The organism is Nocardia niwae NBRC 108934 = DSM 45340 (genome assembly GCF_001613465.1).
GTDB lineage: Bacteria > Actinomycetota > Actinomycetes > Mycobacteriales > Mycobacteriaceae > Nocardia > Nocardia niwae.
Map to the genome: position 1 here is coordinate 1 of NZ_BDCK01000053.1, position 19,004 is coordinate 19,004.

General features: G+C 70.9%; 10 protein-coding genes. 2 read left to right on the forward strand and 8 right to left on the reverse strand.

Annotated elements, in window-relative coordinates:
• From NNI01S_RS30730 to mftA, 6 genes are all read right to left on the reverse strand, one after another.
• Nucleotides 1-8,333, reverse strand: an 8,333-nt coding sequence (locus tag NNI01S_RS30730) for a non-ribosomal peptide synthetase (protein WP_245676433.1), incomplete at its 3' end; no start/stop codon positions are given.
• Nucleotides 8,334-8,730: 397 nt separating this feature from the next.
• Nucleotides 8,731-10,101, reverse strand: a complete 1,371-nt coding sequence (locus NNI01S_RS30735; protein ID WP_063024684.1) for a GAF domain-containing protein — start codon at nucleotides 10,099-10,101, stop codon at nucleotides 8,731-8,733.
• A 125-nt stretch (nucleotides 10,102-10,226) separates the two neighbouring features.
• On the reverse strand, nucleotides 10,227-11,678 hold the full coding sequence (gene mftG, locus NNI01S_RS30740) for a mycofactocin dehydrogenase MftG (RefSeq protein ID WP_063024686.1): 1,452 nt from the start codon (nucleotides 11,676-11,678) through the stop codon (nucleotides 10,227-10,229).
• Between the two features lie 100 nt (nucleotides 11,679-11,778).
• Nucleotides 11,779-13,179, reverse strand: coding sequence for a mycofactocin biosynthesis glycosyltransferase MftF (mftF, locus tag NNI01S_RS30745; RefSeq protein ID WP_063024688.1), 1,401 nt, complete (start codon nucleotides 13,177-13,179; stop codon nucleotides 11,779-11,781).
• A gap of 231 nt (nucleotides 13,180-13,410) precedes the next feature.
• A complete protein-coding gene (mftC, locus tag NNI01S_RS30750; protein ID WP_084489424.1) occupies nucleotides 13,411-14,955 on the reverse strand; it encodes a mycofactocin radical SAM maturase in 1,545 nt (514 codons plus the stop codon).
• Nucleotides 14,956-14,971: 16 nt separating this feature from the next.
• A complete protein-coding gene (gene mftA, locus NNI01S_RS35005) occupies nucleotides 14,972-15,070 on the reverse strand; it encodes a mycofactocin precursor MftA (protein ID WP_157115113.1) in 99 nt (32 codons plus the stop codon).
• A gap of 400 nt (nucleotides 15,071-15,470) precedes the next feature.
• Between mftA and mftR2 the strand changes: the two genes are divergently transcribed.
• Nucleotides 15,471-16,109: a mycofactocin system transcriptional regulator MftR2 gene (gene mftR2, locus NNI01S_RS30755; protein ID WP_063024690.1), complete on the forward strand. Its 639-nt coding sequence runs from the start codon at nucleotides 15,471-15,473 to the stop codon at nucleotides 16,107-16,109.
• A 61-nt stretch (nucleotides 16,110-16,170) separates the two neighbouring features.
• A complete protein-coding gene (locus NNI01S_RS30760) occupies nucleotides 16,171-17,226 on the forward strand; it encodes a ferredoxin--NADP reductase (protein WP_063024692.1) in 1,056 nt (351 codons plus the stop codon).
• A gap of 70 nt (nucleotides 17,227-17,296) precedes the next feature.
• On the opposite strand, the gene NNI01S_RS30765 is transcribed toward NNI01S_RS30760, so the two are convergent.
• Complete coding sequence (locus tag NNI01S_RS30765; protein WP_063024694.1) at nucleotides 17,297-18,034, reverse strand: DNA alkylation repair protein; 738 nt, start codon at nucleotides 18,032-18,034, stop codon at nucleotides 17,297-17,299.
• A gap of 192 nt (nucleotides 18,035-18,226) precedes the next feature.
• Nucleotides 18,227-18,988 (reverse strand): glutamate racemase, encoded by a 762-nt coding sequence (locus NNI01S_RS30770; protein ID WP_063024696.1) that lies wholly within the window; start codon nucleotides 18,986-18,988, stop codon nucleotides 18,227-18,229.
• Nucleotides 18,989-19,004 lie beyond the last annotated feature (16 nt).

Here is a 19,004-nt window from a genome sequence, read left to right on the forward strand (position 1 = left end):
GTGAGCGTCCCGAGCCGATCCGTATCGGTCAGCGGTTCGCCGCAGTAGTCCTCGGTGTCGAACAGGTCGACATCCAGCACCGCCCACAGCCCGGCGTCCTCACCGGGCATCTCCAGCCCGTCCTCGGACCGGGTCAGCACGCACACCGGACGCACCGTCCGCAGCACGTCGGCGATCCGCTCGGCCGGATGTCCCGGATCGATCGGGACGTAGGCTCCGCCCGCCGCGAGCACCGCGTACAGGGTCACCACGAGATCGATCGACCGCCGCATGCCCACCGCCACGGGCTTGTCCGGCCGCACGCCGACGGACACCAGCAGCCTGGCCAGCCGGTGCACCCGGCCCGCGAATTCGGCGTAGCTGACCGATTCGCCCTCGAAGGTGAGCGCGATCGCGCCGGGGGTCCGCGCCGCCTGCGCCTCGAACAGCGACACGAGCGTCGCGGCCGGATCCACCGGCCGGCCGGTGGCGTTCCACGCGTCCAGGACGAGGGCGCGTTCCTCCGGGCCGAGCACATCGATCGCCTCCAGCGCCACCTCCGGATCGGCGACCACCGCGTCCAGCACCCGGCGCAAGCGCAGCGCGAACGACGCGACGGTGGCCGGGTCGAACAGATCGGTCGCGTATTCGAAGAGCGCGGCGAGGCCGGAACCGTCCGGCTCCTTCGCCACCGTCAGGTGCAGGTCGAATTTCGCGGTTCCCGTATCGATATCGAGCCGCGACACGGCCAGGCCGGGCAGCTCGAGTTCGGTCCGCGCGGTGTTCTGCCAGTCGAGCATCACCTGGAACAGCGGATGCCTGGCCGCCGACCGCTCCGGCGCGAGCACCTCGACCAGGCGCTCGAACGGCGCGTCGGCGTGGGCGAAGGCGGTCAGGTCTCGCTCGCGCACCGCCGCGACCAAGTCGGAGAAGGTCAGCTCGGGCCGGACGACGGCGCGCAGGACGACGGTGTTGACGAACATGCCGACCAATTCGTCCAGCGCGCGGTCGCCGCGACCGGCCACCGGGGTGCCGATCACGATGTCCCGCTGCCCCGACAGCGTGGCCAGAAGTGTGGCGAATGCCGCGTGCAGCACCATGAACAGCGAGGCGTTCGCCCCGTCGGCGATCTCCCGCAACCGGCGATGCGTCGCGGCGTCGATGGTGAACGCGTGGCGCGCGCCGCGACCCGACGCGACGGCAGGGCGCGCTCGATCCGCGGGCAGCGCCGAGACGTCCGGCAGACCGGCCAGCTCGCCGCGCCAGAACCGGATCTGCCCGGCCAGAATCGAATCCGGGTCGTCCTCGGATCCGAGCATCTCCCGCTGCCACAACGCGTAGTCGGCGTAGTGGACGCCCAAGGGCATCCAGCCGGGTGCCTCGCCCGTCCGGCGAGCGCTGTAGGAGCGCATGAGATCACGCGTGAGCGGTGCGAGCGACCACCCGTCGGCGGCGATGTGGTGCAGCGCGACGACGAGCACGTGATGGTCGTCGCCGAGGCGCAGTAGAGCGAGACGCACCGGCGGCTCGCGATCCACCCGGAAGGGCATGCCCACCAGCTCGCGGATCCGCTCCGTCAGCAGTCGCTCGTCGAGCGTTTCCGGGACCAGCTCGACGCGCGCCTCGTCGACCGGGAGCACCAGTTGATACGGAATCCCGTCCGCCGCCGGGAAGATGGTGCGCAGCGATTCGTGCCTGGCGAGCACATCGGCGGCCGCAGCGGCCAGCGCGGCCCGATCGAGCGCGCCGCGCAACCGGATGGCGGCGACCAGATTGTCGGCCGCCGACGCGCTGTCGAACTGGTTGCGGAACCACATGCGCTGCTGCGCGTACGCGAGCGGGACGAGCGCGGGCCGTGGCCCGGCGACCAGCGGCGCCCGGTTGCGCACCCGGCCGCCGGACAGGTGCGCGGCCAGCGCCGCCACGGTCGGGTACTCGAACAGCGCCCGCACCGGCACCTCGGTGTCCAGCGCGTCCGCCAGGCGAGCCGCGAGCTGCGTGGCGATCAGCGAATTCCCGCCCAGGGCGAAGAAATCGTCGTCCGAGCCGACCGGGTCGACGCCCAAGACCTGCCCGAATACCGCGGCGACGGTCCGCTCCCCCGGCGTGCCGGGCGCACGGAAGGTCTTCGTGACCGGCTCCGGGTCGGGCAGTGCCGCGCGGTCCAGCTTGCCGGAGGGGGTGAGCGGCATGGCGGTCAGCGGAACGTACGCGGTGGGCACCATGTACGACGGCAGCACCAGGCGCAGCCGCTGCTCCAACTCGGCGGCGAGCCGATCGGGCGCGACAGCGCAGACCACATAGGCGGCCAGCGTCTCGCCGGACGGCTGCGCGAAGACCCGCACCGCCGCCGCGCGCACGTCGTCCATGGCGAACAGGGCGGCCTCGATCTCACCGAGTTCGATCCGCTGCCCGCGCAGCTTCACCTGGAAGTCGCCGCGGCCCAGATATTCCAGCGCGCCATCGCGGCGGCGCCGCACCAGATCCCCGGTTCGGTACATCCGGCTGCCCGCCGGCCCGTAGGGGTCGGCGACGAAGCGGTCCGCGCTGAGGTCGGCGCGGCCGTGGTAGCCGCGCGCCAACTGCACGCCGGACAAGTACAGCTCGCCGACCACGGCGTCCGGCACCGGCCGCAACCGTGCGTCGAGAACCATGGCGCGGCTGCCCGGCACCGGACGCCCGATCGGCGCCGGACCCCCCACAGCCGGGTCGACGGGGGCGTGCGTGGCGTGCACGGTGAATTCGGTCGGACCGTAGAGATTGTGCAGCCGCGCGGAACTCACGGCAGTGAACGCGGCGGCGGCCTCACCGGTCATCGCCTCGCCCGCGACCAGCACAGTGCGCAGCGACGTGATCGCCTCGGGCGCGGCGGTGTCGGCGAACACCGTGAGCATGGACGGTACGAACGAGGTCATCGTGACCTGGTGCGCGGCAATGGCCTTCACGAGGTACCGGGGGTCGCGATGTCCGTCGTGATCGGCGACGACGATCCGCGCGCCACGGGTGAGGGGCGCGAACAGCTCCCACACCGAGACGTCGAAGGTGGCCGGTGTCTTGAACAGCACCACGTCGCCGGCGCCGATGCGGTATTCGTCCGCGAGCCACCTGATCTGGTTGACCGCCGAATCGTGTTGCACCGCGACGCCTTTGGGGCGGCCGGTCGAACCGGAGGTGAAAATGACGTACGCGACGCCGGATGCGCGCAGGGGACCGCAGCGGTGGGCGTCGGTGAGCGGCGCGTCGGAGTACGCCGCGACGTCCGCGGCGTCGCCCGAGATGATCGGCGTGCCGGGCTGCTCCGCGAGCGCGCACCACCGCACGAGTTCGTCCGCCAGGTCGTCGCGGGATCGGCTCAGCACGCAAACCGGGCGCGCCGCGGCGATCACCTGCGCGATCCGGGTCGCCGGCTGGTCCGGATCCACCGGCACGTATCCGCCGCCCGCCGTCAGCACCGCGTACGCGGCCACCACGAAATCGATCGAGCGCCGCAGGCCCAGCACCACCGTCCGCTCCGGGCCGACGCCCGCGGCGATCAACCGGCGCGCCAAGCGGTTGACCGCGCCCGCCAGCTCCGCGTAACTCAGCTGCCGCTCGTCGTCGACCACCGCCACCGCGCCCGGCGTGCGCTGCACCTGTGCCTCGAAGGCGGTGAGCAACGTCTCCGCCGGGTCCTGGACGCTCGCGCGAGCCCGCCCCGCCGCGAGCGCGCGCGCTCGCCCCGCCTGATCGAGCAGGGGCAGATCGCGCACCGCGATGCCGGGATCGGCCGTGACCGCCTCCAGAAAGCCGATCAGCGCACGGGCGTAGCCCGCGATGGTGGCTTCGTCGAAGAGATCGGTGGCGTAGGTGAATTCCGCGGGAACCCCCGCCGGTGCCGAACCTTCCCCGAGTCCGGCGCCGGCGGAGTTCTCGGTGACCGTGAGCTGGAGATCGAGCTTGGTCACTCCGGTCTCCAGGGTACTGGTGGCGACCGACAGTTCGGGCAGTTCGAAGGCGATTGCCTCGGCGTTGTCGAAGGCGAGCAGCACTTGGAACAGCGGATGGCGCGCCGGTGAGCGCGGCGGATCCAGCGCCGCGACCACCTGCTCGAACGGAAGTTCGGCGTGACCGAACGCGGCGATATCCCGCTCGCGCACGTGGGCGAGCAAGTCGGTGAACGGCTCGTCGGCGTCGACCCGGGTACGCAGGGCCAGGGTGTTGACGAACATGCCGATCAGGTCGTCGAGCGCGCGGGCGCCCCGGCCGCCGACCGGAGTGCCGATCACGAGATCGGCGCTGCCGGACAGGCGCGCCAACAGCGCGGCCAGCGCGGCGTGCGTCAGCATGAAGGTCGAAACGCCCTGTGCGCGAGCCAGTTCCCCCATCGCGGCGACCAGGCCGCCGGGCAGCTCGAAGCCGAACACCGCACCCCGGCCGGAGGCGACCGCCGGACGGGGCCGGTCGGCGGGCAGGTCGAGCTGGTCGGGCGCGCCTGCCAGCGCGCCGGTCCAGTACGACAGTTGTTCGGCGGCGAACGGATCGCCCGCGGCGCCGAGCAGTTCCAGCTGCCAGAGGCTGTAGTCGGCGTACTGGACCGGCAGCGGGGTCCACGCGGGCGCGCTCCCGCCGCGACGCGCCCCGTAGGCGGTCATCACGTCGCGGGCGAGCACCCGCAGCGACAGCCCGTCGGCGGCGATGTGGTGCAGGACGAGCGCCAGAGCGTGACTGCCGTCGTCCACCGCGAAGATCCGGGCCCGGATCGGAATCTCGCGCTCCAGGTCGAAGCCGCGCGCGGCGAACGCGGTCAGCCGCACGTCCAGTTCGTCGGCGGCGATCGCCTCCGGCGCGCCCGCCACTTCCGCCACCGACAGCACGACCTGCTGCGCGGCCGGGCCGCCGCCGTCGCCAGGCAACAGCGCGGGGAAGATCGTGCGCAGCACCTCGTGCCGGATGACCACGTCCTCGAGCGCCTGCCGCAGGGCAGTGACGTCGACCGCGCCGCGCAGCCGCACCACGAACGGCATGTTGTAGCCTGCGCCGGAGCGCTCGAACCGGTTGAGGAACCAGATACGCTGCTGCGCTGGGGAAAGCGGAACCAGCGGCGGCCGTGGCCGTGCCCGCAGCTGCGCGACCAAGGACGCGCCGCCGGATCCACCGGCCCGCTCGACGAGTCCGGCGAGTTCGGCCACCGTGCGGGCGGCGAACACGTCACGGACTCCGAGCGGGCAGTTCAGGTCGGCGGACAGCCGGGCGGCGACCTGCGTGGCCACCAGGCTGTTTCCGCCGAGTGCGAAGAAGTCGTCGTTGCGACCGACCAGCTTGTTACCGAGCACTTCGCCGAACACCCGCGCGACCGCCCGTTCCACGGGGGTGGCGGGCGCGCAGTAGCCGGACGAAGCCCTGCTGGGAGCGGGTAGCGCGCGGCGATCCAACTTCCCAGAGGCGTTCACCGGCAGGGTGTCGAGCACCACGTAGACCGCGGGCGCCATATACCCGGGCAGCGCCCGGGCCGCCGCGGCGCGCAGCTCCTCCGGCCGCACCGCACCCGGCTCGGCCTCCACCACGTAGGCCACCAACTGCGCACCTACGCCCGCGTCGTCGCGCAGCACGACGACCGCGCGCGCCACCGCGTCCACCCGGCTCAGCACGGCCTCGATCTCACCGAGTTCGACGCGCAGACCGCGCAGCTTGACCTGGAAATCGGTGCGTCCGAGGTACTCGAGCTCGCCGCTCGCCGTCCACCGCACCAGGTCACCGGTGCGATACATCCGGTCTCCCGCCCGCGCGGGACCGTGCGGTCCGCCGAACGGATCGGCCACGAATCGCGCCGCGGTCAGCTCCGGGCGCGCGACATAGCCCCGGGCGAGCTGTACCCCCGACAGATACAGCTCACCCGGCGCCCCGACCGGTACCGGCCGCAGCCGCGAATCGAGGACGTAGAGCCTGGTGTTGAACACCGGCGCGCCGATCGGCACCGAGAGGGTATCGGTGTCGGTGACTTCATGAAAGGTGACGTCGACCGCTGCTTCCGTCGGACCATACAGATTGTGCAGGCGAACGCCGGTGAGGGCGCGCATCCGCTGGGCGAGCGCGGCGGGCAGCGCCTCCCCGGAGGCGAACACCGTGCGCAGCGGCGTGCGGAACGCGACGTCCTGATCGGCGAGGAACGCCTCGAGCATCGAGGGCACGAAATGTGCTGTGGTAACTCGGTATTCGTCGATGACGCGGCGCAGATAAGCGGGATCGCGGTGCCCGTCCGGTTGGGCGAGCACCAGCGTCGCGCCGATCTGCAGCGGCCAGAAGAATTCCCACACCGACACATCGAACGTAGCCGGAGTCTTCTGCAGCACAACGTCTTCCGTGGATAGTCGATAGGCCTGCTGCATCCACGCCAACCGGTTCACGATGGCGCGGTGGGTGATCGCGACGCCCTTGGGCAGGCCGGTCGATCCGGAGGTGAAGATCACATACGCCGGGTGCTCCGGCCGCAGGGCCGCGACGCGTTCCCGGTCCCACACCGGCGCGGGCCCGAAGGCTTCGCAGACCTCGTCCACCCGCAGCACCGGCAGAGCGCCCAGTTCGGGCGTCTGGTCGTGCCCCACGGTGAGCACGCAGGCCGGGCGGGCCGTGGCCAGGATGTGCGCAATGCGTTCCGGCGGATGATCCGGATCCAGCGGCAGGTAGGCGCCGCCCGCCGTGAGCACCGCGTACATCGCGATCACCAGTTCCGGCGAGCGCGGCAGGTACAGCGCGACCGACGTCTCGGGTCCGACGCCGAGCGCGATCAGCCGCCGGGCGAGCCGGTTGGTGCGCGCGGCGAGTTCGCGGTAGCTCAGGTCCGGCGCACCGGCGGCCCGCAGCGCCACCGCGCCCGGCGTGCGGACCGCCTGCGCCTCGAACATCGACACCAGCGTCGCCACGGGAGCGAAGCCCGGGGAGCGACGCGGCAGCTGCGCTTCCACGTCGAAACCCGTCTCGTTCCAGATCCGGGTGCTGACCTCGAGTTCGAGCTCGGTCGCGACGTCGACGGCGGCGAGCGCGGTGTCCGGCGCGGTGGCGACCAGACGCTCCAGGTAGCGGAGGAACCGGGCGTGCTGCCGTGCGACGTCGTCGGCGGTGTATCGGTGCGGATTGGCCTCGAAGTCGACGTGCACCCGGTCCCGGTCGCCGTAGTAGACGTTGAGGCCGAGGTCCTCGACCGGACCGGTGGACAGCACGTGGTAGCGGCCCACGGTCGCGCCGAGGGTGAGATCGCTGCGGAAGAGCATGATGTTGGCCAGTGGCCCGAACAGCCCGCGGTGCGCGAGACCGGCGGCGCGCTCGGCGTCCCGCTGGATGTCCTCGTGCCGGTAGCGCTGGTGCCGCAGTGCGCCCGCCACCTCGACGCGGGTGGCGCGCAGCAAGGCGCCCCAGGTTCCGTCGACCGGCACCCGCAGCGGCACGATGTTCGACAGCATGCCCGCCGAGCGCCGCAGCGCGGCGGTGGTGCGCCCGGTCACCGGCAGGCTCAGCACCGCCTCGTCGCGGTCGGTCAGCCGGCCCAGGTAGGCGGCGAACGCCGCGACCAGCACTACCGCGAGTGTCGAATCCTGGCTTGCCGCAAGCGCGTTCATCCGGTCGACCAGATCCGGTGTCAGCGCTCGTCCGGCGACGAGATTCGTCGCGCGCCGTGGTGCGGGGCGACCGCCGAGGCTGGTCGCACCGTCCAGCCCGGCGACCCGCGCGGCCCAGTGCGCGCGATCGGACTCGAATCGGGGGCTGTCGCGGTAGGCGAGTTCGGCTCGGGTCAGCGCGGCGAGCGGTTCGGGCCGCACGACCGAGGGTTCGGCGCCGAGCACCCGCGCGGTGTACCGCTCGGCCACGCGCATGGTGTTGGTGAGCGCGCCATAGCCGTCCAGCACGATGTGATGGGCCCGCAGGTACCAGAAGTACCGGCGCTCGGCGACGCGCAGCACGGCGCCCGCGAACAGCCGGTCGGCGAGCAGGTCGACCGGAGCGCTCGCGTCGGCGCGCATCCAGGCGTGCGCGGCCGCCACCGGGTCCTCCCGGTCGCGCAGGTCGACCAGCGGAATATCGACCGGGAGCCCGGGGTCGACGCACTGGTGCGGGACGCCGCCGTATTCGCCGAGGCGCACCAGCACCGACTCGTACTCGCGCGCCGCCTCGATCGAGACCTCCTGCAGCAACGCGGCATTCAGCTCACCGCGCACGTCGACATACTGTGCGACGTTGATCGGCACGTCCGGCTCGAGCAGCTGGGCGTACCAGACGCCGAGCTGCGCGGGCGCCAGGGCGAACGGCTCGGGTGCGTCCTGGGAGGGTGGCGCGGAACGCTGCGGCAACGCGCTGTACCCACCCAACTCCGTATCGTGCACCAGAGCCTCCTACCCGGCGAAACAACGGCTGTCCGAACGCTTTTGGGCAGCACGAAGAAGCCGCTGCACCCGGCTGCCCAGGCCGGGCGCATGGCGTCGACCACCACGTGCGATTCGATGAGAGCGCGAGCGGTGCGAGGCGCACTCGCGCGAAAGCCGCCAATCCTCCAACGTCATCGCCGTGGAGCGGGCGCCACGGCTATGTCAGCTACGTCACACGGTCCTCATCCGTGCAGTGCGAACATTAGGCGCTTCGTTAATAAAAAGGAACTATTTGCACTAAAAACTTCTGGACGCATGTCCAACGCAACTACCAGGGCCGGAAGCCGGAGGAAAACCGCTCTTCACGACCGGCACGCGACCGCGACGGCGCGCGCTACGCCGGTGGCTGTGCAGATTATGAGCCGAAACGTTGCATTCGCGTTGCATCGGCGCCGAGGCGGCGATCCAGCACCCGGATTTTCGCCTCGATCTGCGCATACAACGGCGAGTCCCGATCCACCGTGGCCCGATAGGCCGCCCACGCGGCGGCGTCGTCGCGCCCCTCCGGGCCCGCGGTCCACCGGCGCAGCACCGCGACGTCACCCGAGGCCAGCACCGCGGTGCGCAACCGGACCCGCAGCTCGTCGCGAATGTCGATGATTCCCGGCGCCGTCGAGCGCGGCAGCACCGGCCCGGCGTAAAGACGTAATGCGGAATCGACATCACCGGAATCGAGCGCGGCGCGCAACGCCTCCACATCGGTTGCGACCGGAACGCACAGACGGTAAGGCCGCGACCCGAAAACGCTCGGGCCCACCACCGCCCGCAATCGGGATACGGCCGCGCGGATGGTGCCGTTGTCCAGGTCCGTGTCGTCGAGCAGCAGCGCGAGATGATCGGCGCCGAGCCCTTCCGGATGCTCGGCCAGCAGCAGCAGGATCTCGGCATGCCGCTGCGACAAGGGCACCCGATCGTCCGCGACGCTCAGTTGCGGCTGCCCGAGGCCGAGCACGTCGAGCCCGAGCCGGCCCGCCGGATGCGGCTGCGCGGCGTCGCGCCGCCCGCGACCGTCGGTTCCGCGTTCCCCGGAGCGCATGGCGGTGAGCAGCAAGTCCATTTCCGCGGCCGTGGCGGTCGCTTTGACCAGCGCGAGGATCTCCGGCTTGGCCACGCGGACCCCGCCCGCGATCATCAGCACGCCGACCAGCCTGCCGTCCGGATCGTGTACGGGCGCCGCGGCGCCGGTGAGCTGGTGCATCCGGTGCAGGAAGTGCTCGGGGCCATGGATCCACGCGGCGCGCCCGGTGCGCACCACGAGACCGACCGCGTTCGTGCCGATGCGGCGTTCACTGAGGTCGTCGCCGGCGCGCAAACCGATCTCCGCGGCGGCCGCGACCTGCTCCGCGCCGCCGTGCACCGACAGCACCCGGCCGAACTGATCGGCGATCACGACGATCAAACCCGTTCTGGCGGTGTCCTGTACGAGCAATTTGTCGATCAGCGGCATCAGCGCGGCGATCGGATGGGCCTGCAGATAGCGCTGTAGATCGGCGCCGCGCAGACCGCGCCCGTCGACCGCGTCCATCGGGTCGATGCCGCCGCGCACGCTGCGCAGCCAGGACTCCAGGACGGCAGGGCGCAGCAAACCGGCGAGCCGGGCAAGTTGATCGCCGCCCGCACCGAGATATCCGTGCGCCTGCGCGGCGTAGGCTTCGAGCGCACCGAGTTGGGCGCCCGGCTCGACGCCCGGCCGTGGGGGTCGCCCACCTGCGATGTTGCTGACCATTTGCCTTTCTTTCCGCCCCAAACTGTACCGGCGCCTATCGGACGGCAACGACCGATGTTCGGCTTTGTCCGCCAGGTCACACCCGGTACGCGGCGCGGCGAATTGTGACCTAACCGTCCTTCACTTCACTCGGCCAAGTGTGCGGCCGCCTTTTCCGCGATCATCATGGTCGTGGCCTGCGGTCCCCGACTCAACGGCACGGGGACGATGGACAGATCCACTACGGACAATCCGGTGACGCCGTGCACCGCGCACAATTCGTCCACCACGGCCGCCGGATCGTCTTCCCGGCCCATACGGCAGGTTCCGGACAAATGTTGCGAAGTGGCGAGATTCGCGCGTAACCATGCGTCGAGCTCGACGGGCGGCGGTATCGGATCCACCGGCCGCGCGTTCATTCGTCGCAGCAGCCCGCCCGCGGTCGCCACCGTGTCGCGCAGCCGGGCGCGATCCGGCTCGGCGGTGAGGTAGCGGTAATCGATCCGCGGCGCCGCGTCTGGTTCGGCCGACCGCAAACGGAGCGCTCCGGCCGACCACGGGCGCATCAGCGTGACGCCGAGCCTGTGCACGCCCGGAGTGAAAGACACAGCGTAGGGCCGGATTTCGACGTCATCGAGCTCGAGCACCGTCTCCAGCGGGACGGTGGGCGGCTCGTCCAGATCGAGCAGGTAGGAGATCCCCACTTCGGGATGGTCGCTGAGCCAGGCGCCGACCGGGGCGGCGTGCACCACAGGGACGCCCAACGGGCGAAGCTGCCCCGGGTCGCCGACGCCCGAGCGCAGCAGCAGCGCGGCCGACTCGATCGCTCCGGCACAGAGCACGACGCGATCGGCCCACTCGACGCCGCTCTCGCCGTCGCGTACGCACTCCACGCCGACCGCCCGGGTGCCGTCGAAGCGAACGCGGGTGACGAACGTATCCCCGGCGACGGTCAGATTCGGACGGGTCAGCGCGGGCAGCAGATAGCCGATCGACGGGCCGATCCGCCTCCCCTGTTCGCGATTACACGGCACGATGCCGACACCCTCGCCGCTGTCGGGGGCGTTGAGATCGGGCACCTCGGCGAACCCGGCGGCGAGGCAGGCGTCCGTGAACGCCGCGCTGACCGGAGTGGGAGCCGAGGTGCGCGCCACCGGAATCGGGCCGTGCGCGCCGTGCCAGGGCCGATCGCCGAAGTCCAGGTCACGCTCGACCCGGCAGAAGAACGGGAGCACCGACTCGAACGACCAGGTGTCCGAGCCGCCGAGCGCCTGCTGCCAGGCGTCGAAATCCGCCGCGGTGGCGCGGACGAAGTAGCCGCCGTTGACCGCTCCCGAACCGCCGATCAGCTTGCCGCGCACGATGGTTCCCGGCACCGGCGGATCCTCGGCGAGGGCGACCTCGTAGCGCCACAGCCACCCCGCCTCCGGACCGATCGGCAGCACCGCCGCGTCCAGCAACTCGGCGGGCATCGCGTCGAGACCGGTCCACAGCGGACCGGCCTCGAGCAACCGCACCGTCCGCGCCGGATCGGTGCTCAACCGTTCCGCCAGGACGCATCCGGCGGTACCGCCCCCGACGATGAGCGTGTCGGCCATTCGGACTCCCGTTCAGTGTCTCGGCGCGGTCCGCGGCGCCGGGCGGCGGCTGGGCGAGGGTGCGGGCAAGATCCAGGTCATCGCGGGTGGTCCGGGTCGATCAGCGCGACGGCGTAGTGGGTTTCAGCGCTTCCACGCTGCGCGCGCGGTACGCGCCCAGCCACAAACCGGTGCCGTAGGCGATGTCGTCGAGGCGCTTGTAGATCACGTACCGCACCGGGTCCAGACCGCCCGCATCGCGATGGGTGAACCAGTCGGCCAGGCCGTCCGCGACGGCCATGGTGATCGCGATGCGCCGGATACGCCGCGAGAAGATCATCGCCAGCACCGTGAGCGGCCAGTAGTGCCTGCACATCGCCGAAGCCAGGCGCCAGAGCCCGGCGAAGAAGCCACGCGCGAGGTAGATCGCGGCGATCCGGGTGGGGTTGTCGAGCTCGGCGAAGACGCGGCGCAACCGGGCCAGGGCGGTGATCAGGGTGACGATGCCGCCGAACAGCCCCCACCTGGTGAGCGTGGCGAACAAGAACGCCGCCAGCAGCGTCCAGGACGGCACCGACAGCGGTGACACCGTGTCCGCGTGCCGTTCGCCCAGCGGCGCGGCACCCGTGCCGTAGAACAGCTTTCGGCCGAACCAGGCGCGGAAGCACACCCGGTGGTCGTGCGCCACGTGCGCCGCGGGCTCGTAGCGCAGCCGCCACCCGGCCCGCTCCAGCCGCCAGCACAGGTCGACGTCCTCGGCGACGTGCATCGACTCGTCGAAGCCGCCTTGTTCCAGCAGCGCCCTGCGCCGCGCCAGCAGCGCCGCGCTCGGCACATAGGACACCACTCCGCGCGAGTGCACGGCGGCCTCGCGCCTGCCCAGATCGAGTGAGGAGCGGGTGTGCTCGTAGCGCGCCAGCGCGGTGGACTCCGGGTCCAGCGCGACGATGCGCGGGGCGACCAGGGCCACCCCCGGGTCGCTGAAGTGGCCGAGCATCACCTCCAGCCATCCGCTGCGCGGCACCACGTCGGAGTCCAGGAAGGCGACGAAGTCGGTTGTCGCCGCCCGTAAGCCGGCGTTGCGGGCGGCGGCGGGCCCTTGTTTGCGGTCGTGCCGCAGCACGGTCACCCGGCACCGGGTGCCGCGGTTGCGCGGGATCCGGACCGGCTGGTCGGACCCGTCATCGACCACGATGACGTTGTGCCCGCGCAGCGCGGCCAGCAGCCGCGCCAGGCCCTCGGCGTTGTTGTGCAGCGGCACGATGACGGTGACGTCCTCCGGCGACGGCAGCAACCGGGGGCGGGGATTGGCCACTCCGCTGTCGAGCAGCCGTCTGGCAACGACGGCGGACTTCGGGCCGGTCACCTCCAGGTACCCGTCACCGATCATCTCGGCGGCCTCCGGGGCAAGTCGCAGCAACCTGGCCGGTGAACCGCCGATCAGGACCCGCCCGTCGGAGTATGCGCGTACCCGAGGATCGATCCGCACCCCGAATCCGTCGGGCAGGCGATCATGGCGCATTCCTGGCATGCTAGGCGGAGTTTCGCGGGTAGACATCAACAGTCCGGAAAAAACGGCAGATTTCCGGGCGAAACCGGCCCGCCACCGGAAGCGGCCCGCGCCGCACCCGATGCCGGGAGTTCGCCCGGCACCGTGGACCAGCATCCGGCAACGCAACGGCTACCGCCAGGTCGAGGAGCGGGATCGGGCCACTTCCGCACCATCAGCACACTTTTGGCAAACTCGAGGGCGTCACGCCAGCGGGCTCTCGTCACAGGCCCGCGCCGGGCGGCGCTCCGGCGTGAATCCGGCCGGGCGCGTCGCGCTCAACGTCAACGGGACCGGCCCGCCCCTGCGCCCGCCCGCACGCGGCGTGACCCGGCGCGAGTGGTCGACCGACGAACGCGGAATCATCCGCTCGGTGTCGGCCAGCGCCGCCTCGCCGTAGCCCTGCACGCACTCCGGGTCGGGACCGTCGGCGGGCAGCCCGGTGAAGAACTTCGCCGCCATGCAGCCGCCCCGGCAGGCGTCGTAGTGGCTGCACGACGCGCACGCGCCGCCGCCGCTGGGCTCGCGCAGCTCCCCGAACAGCTCCGAGGAGTGCCAGACGGTCTCGAAACCGCCGTCGGCCACCACGTTTCCGGCGCGGAACCGGTCGTGAATGGCGAACGGACAGGCGTAGACGTCGCCCACCGGGTCCACCAGGCAGACCACCCGGCCCGCGCCGCACATGTTCAGGCCCGGCAGCGCCTGGCCGAAGGCCGACAGGTGGAAGAACGAATCGCCGGTGAGCACGCCCTCGCCGTTGCGCAGCAGCCAGTCGTAGAGCACGCGCTGCTGGTCGGGCGTCGGGTGCAACTCGTCCCACACGTCCGCCCCCCGCCCCGAAGGCCGCAACCTGGTCAGCCGCAGGGTGGCGCCGTATCTCTCGGCGATGGCGCGGAATTCGTCGAGCTGCCCGATGTTGTGCCTGGTCGCCACCACCGACAGTTTCGCGTCCCGGAAACCCGCCGCGGCGAGGTTCTCCAGCGCGCGGATGGCCATGGCGTAGGAGCCAGGGCCGCGCACGGCGTCGTTGACCGCCGCGTCGGCGCCGTCCAGCGACACCTGCACGTCGACGTAGTCACTGGCCGCCAGCCGGGCCGCGACCTCGGGCGTGATCCGCACGCCGTTGGTGGAGAACTTCACGCCCACGTGGTGGGCGGTCGCGTAGTCGACCAGCTCCCAGAAGTCCGGGCGCACCGTGGGCTCGCCGCCGCCGATGTTCACGTAGAACACCTGCATGCGCTCGAACTCGTCGATCAGCGCCTTGCACTGCTCGGTGCTCAGCTCGCGCGGATCCCGGCGGCCCGAGGAGGACAGGCAGTGCACGCACGACAGATTGCAGGCGTAGGTGAGTTCCCAGGTCAGGCAGATCGGCGCGGCGAGGCCGGACTCGAAACGGTCCACCAGGCGCACCGCGGCGTCCGACCGCGCGTCCGCCCCCGCCACCGCGGGCCCTCGCCTGACGGCGGCCGGTGCGGGCGCACCGGCGGGCGCGCCGACGATCATGTCCGAATCGGCGAGCTGGGTCAGCGCCTTCACGTACGCGTCGGCGCCAGCGTCCGGTATGCCCGCCGCCCGCAGGGCGGTGCGGGCCGACGGGTGCTCCGGCAGCGACCGGACGATCTCGACGATCCGCGGACTCTTCAGAAAAGACAGCTTGCGCGTGCCGAAGTGGTAGAGCAGAGCGCCGAACGGCTCCGGGCGCAGCGCCACGCGCGGGTGCAGCTGCCAGCGGGTATCGAGATCGAGCATCGTCCTCGACCGCCCGTCAGTAGACGCCGCACATGCCGTCGATGGACACCTCTTCGATGAGGCTCTCCTCGACCAGCGGGGCCTGTTCGGCCGACTGCGCGGCGGCGGCCGCCATCCGTCCGGTGTTGTCGGTTTCCGCGTGTCCGATGGACCCGTATTCCGGCATGACTACCTCCGCGAGGACGATCCGAGTGCGAACTGCCCGGTGCAATTCGTGCTCACACAATAACGTCATAAACTGACAAAAGAACAGGTTTCAGTCACCGAATCGGCGAACGGGCGTTCCAGGCGTCGCGCACCCGGGGACGACCGGCCCATTCGGCCGCGAGCGGAGTGGAACAGGCGGCGACGGGGCCGATACCCGGCGCTCTAGACTGCGGGTGGCAAGCAGCTGAACGGAATGTGACGGGCGGCACACGCCCGCGGTGGTAGAGGTGGCATGGGAGTCGGACGAATGCAGGCGAACGGGGGCGGCAGCACACCGCGGTGCGCGCATCAGGCCCGGAGGCGGACGCTTGCGTAACCACGGAGGGCCGGCGAGCACCACGAATCGCACACTGTCGGAGTCCGAGATCGTCGAGGCCGCGCTGCGGGTGGTGCGCGAGGACGGCGTCGAGAAATTGTCGATGCGGCGACTATCCCGCGAACTCGGCGTCTCCCCGATGGCGCCCTACTACTACGTCGCCGACAAGCGGGAGCTGCTCGACCTCGTCGCCAGCGCGGCGCTGACCGGAGTGCGCACCCCGCCAGCGGAATCCGGGCCTTGGCAACATCGGCTGCGCGATCTCGTCGACCAGATCGACGAGAAGCTGCGCAAGCATCCCGGCCTCGGCGACATCCTCATCGAGCAGATGCTCGGCAAACAGCTCGACCTGATCGCCGCGATCATGGACATCCTCGACGAGGCGGGCTTCGGCGACCGCAACATCCTGGCCGCCTACGCGACCATCCACACCTACTTGTTCGGTCGCAGCCGGGTGAACCCGCGCGACCGCTCGGCCCCTGCCGATGTCACGCTGCCCCCCGTTGTCGAGCGGGCCACCCGGCACATCGGCGACCTGCGCGGACGGTACTCCTACGACTTCGGCATGGAGGTGCTGATCGCCGGTCTGGAGGCCCAGCTTGTCCGCCAGGCGACGCCCGACGTACGATGAAACTGAAACACGTTCTAGTTTTTGCGTCGCGGCTCGCCCGTGCCAGGTTCGAGAGGACGACATGACCACTGTCGAGGTTCCCCACGGCTCGCGCTCGGTCGTGCTGCGGGTATCCGCGGTCATCACCGAGACGGCCGACACCCGCTCGCTGGTCTTCGACGTTCCCGACGAGCTGGCCGAGAAGTTCCGCTACCAGCCGGGACAGTTCCTCACCCTGCGCATCCCCAGCGACCGGACCGGCTCGGTGGCGCGGTGCTACTCGCTGGCCAGCTCGCCGCACACCGACGACCGGCCGAAGGTGACCGTCAAGCGGACCGAGGGCGGCTACGGGTCGAACTGGGTGTGCGACAACGTGAAAGCGGGCGACCAGATCGAGGTCCTGCCGCCCTCGGGCGTCTTCACCCCGAAGGACCTGGACGACGACCTGCTGCTGTTCGGCGCGGGCAGCGGCATCACGCCGGTCATGTCCATCCTCAAATCCGCGCTGGCCCGCGGCACCGGCCGCATCGTGCTGGTCTACGCCAACCGCGACCACGAGTCGGTGATCTTCGCCGGCGAGCTGCGCGAGCTGGCCGACAAGCACCCGCAGCGCCTCACCGTGATCCACTGGCTGGAGTATCTGCAGGGCCTGCCGACTGCCGACGCGCTGGCCACCCTCGTGGCCCCGTATCGCGGCTACGACGCGTTCATGTGCGGGCCCAAGCCGTTCATGGACCGGGTGCACGACGCGCTCGCGCAACTGGGCGTGCCACGTTCACGCACGCACGCCGAGGTGTTCAACTCCCTGGCCGGGGATCCGTTCGCCGACCAGGCGCCGGTGGAGGTCTCCGACGAGGAGGCGGCCGACGCGGCGACCGTCGAGGTCGAACTCGACGGCGAAGTGCACGAGCTGAAATGGCCGCGCAAGCAGACGCTGGTGGACATCATGCTGGCCAAGGGCTTGGACGTGCCCTATTCCTGCCAGGAAGGCGAATGCGGCTCGTGCGCGTGCACGGTGCTCGAGGGCAAGGTCGAAATGGACAATGCCGAAATTCTCGACCCGGAGGATATCGAGAACGGTTACATCCTCGGATGCCAGGCGCATCCGGTGACCGACCACCTGAAGATCCAGTTCTGATCGAGCGCGCATTCCGAACGCGATTATGCGTTCACCCGCAATCGTGGCATTAGCCGATCGATTGCGGTGACTAGCGCGCGCGGTATTCGGCGCGCATCTCCGGTGGCAGGTGCTCGGTCGCGTAGCTCAACGCGGTGCGCCCCATCGCGGGGGCGTGCCGGTCGAGGAACTCGGTCAGTAGGCTCCGGTCGACGCGCTTGCCGACTTCGCGCAGCATCCAGCCCACCGCTTTCTGGATCAGATCGCGGCGATCACCGAGCAGCAGTCGGCTCAGCGCGAAGGTGGTCGAGGCGTCGCCCGCCTTGATGAACGCGAAGGTGGACAGCAGCGCGACCCGCCGCTCCCAGAGCGACTCGGCCCGCGCCAGTTCGAACAGCAGCTCACGTGGTTTGTCCAGCAGCCATGGGCCGACGATGTGCTCGGCGGACACATCCACCAGATCCCAGTTGTTCACCCGGCCGCGGCGCACGGCCGCCAGGTACAGCTCCACCATGGCCGCGCGGGCGGCGTCATCGAAGGAGCGCGGCCGCGACGCCGCGGCGAAGCGCGCGTTCAGGATCACCAGCGCGGCGAACCGATCCTCGTGTACGTCACTGTCGAGCAGCAGGTCGATCTCGTCGAGCGCAAGCGCCGCGAAGCGTTTCGCGACACCGCGGCTCGCCGGAACCCGGACGCCGAGAAACACATCCCCCTCGCCGTACTCGCCCGGCCCGGTCTTGAAGAACCGCCGCAGGTTCGTCGCGTCGGCCGGATTCGCCAGCTCCCGCAGCGCCGCCTGCACGTCGGCCGCGCTCACCGAGTCACCCATCGAACCACGCTCCTGTTCCGATCTGCGCTGCGCGCGAGAGGGATGGTGTCACCCGGACAGCCGCACCCGAGTCGGGTCCGGGTGCGACGGAGACCTCTGCCGAAGCTGTTACGACGGACGGTACCGGCGCGCTACGACATCCCGGCGAGACCGGTCCTGCACTCGGAAGTGACACCGATACCGGGCAGCGCGTCACCCCTGCGCGCCGAGGACCCGTCCCGACTCGAAGGCGGCCGCGCTGGCGGGCAGCACACCGGGGCGTCCGCTGTTCAGCACCCGGACCTCGCCGTTGCCCGTGCTCGGGCGGCCCAGCGCCTCGATGCGCCGAATGGTCTGCGCGGCAACGGCTTGCGCGCTGTCGAACAGCCGGACACCGTTCGGCAACGCGGCCACGATCGCATCGGTCACCAGGGGGTAGTGGGTGCAGCCGAGCACCACGCCTTCCACATCCGGCGGCGTGCGCTCCGCAGCGCTGGCGATCGCTTCGTGGGCGGCTGCCAGATCGCCGCGGTCGATCGCGTCCGCCAATCCGTGGCACGCCACGCCCACCACGTCGGCCTCCCCGCCGAATTTCGCGATCAGATCGGCCTGATACCGGCTCGCCGTGGTCGCGGCGGTGGCCCAGACCGCCACCGATCGGCAGACGGCCGCAGCGGGCTTGATGGCGGGCACGGTGCCGATCACCGGCACGTCGGGCCCGACGTCGGCGCGCACGTGCTCCAGCGCCGTGACGCTGGCGGTGTTGCACGGCAGGACGATCACCTCGGCGCCCGACCGGAGCGAGGTCCGCGCGGCGTCCACCACACGCTCGACCACCCAGTCCTCCGGCTTCGGCCCCCACGGCGCGCCCTCCGGGTCGAGCTGCAGCAGCAGATCCACATCGGGCCGCAACTTGCGCAACCAAGCGGAGGTGGGCAGCAACCCCAGACCCGAGTCGATGAGCGCGACGATCACCGCACCACCGTATTAC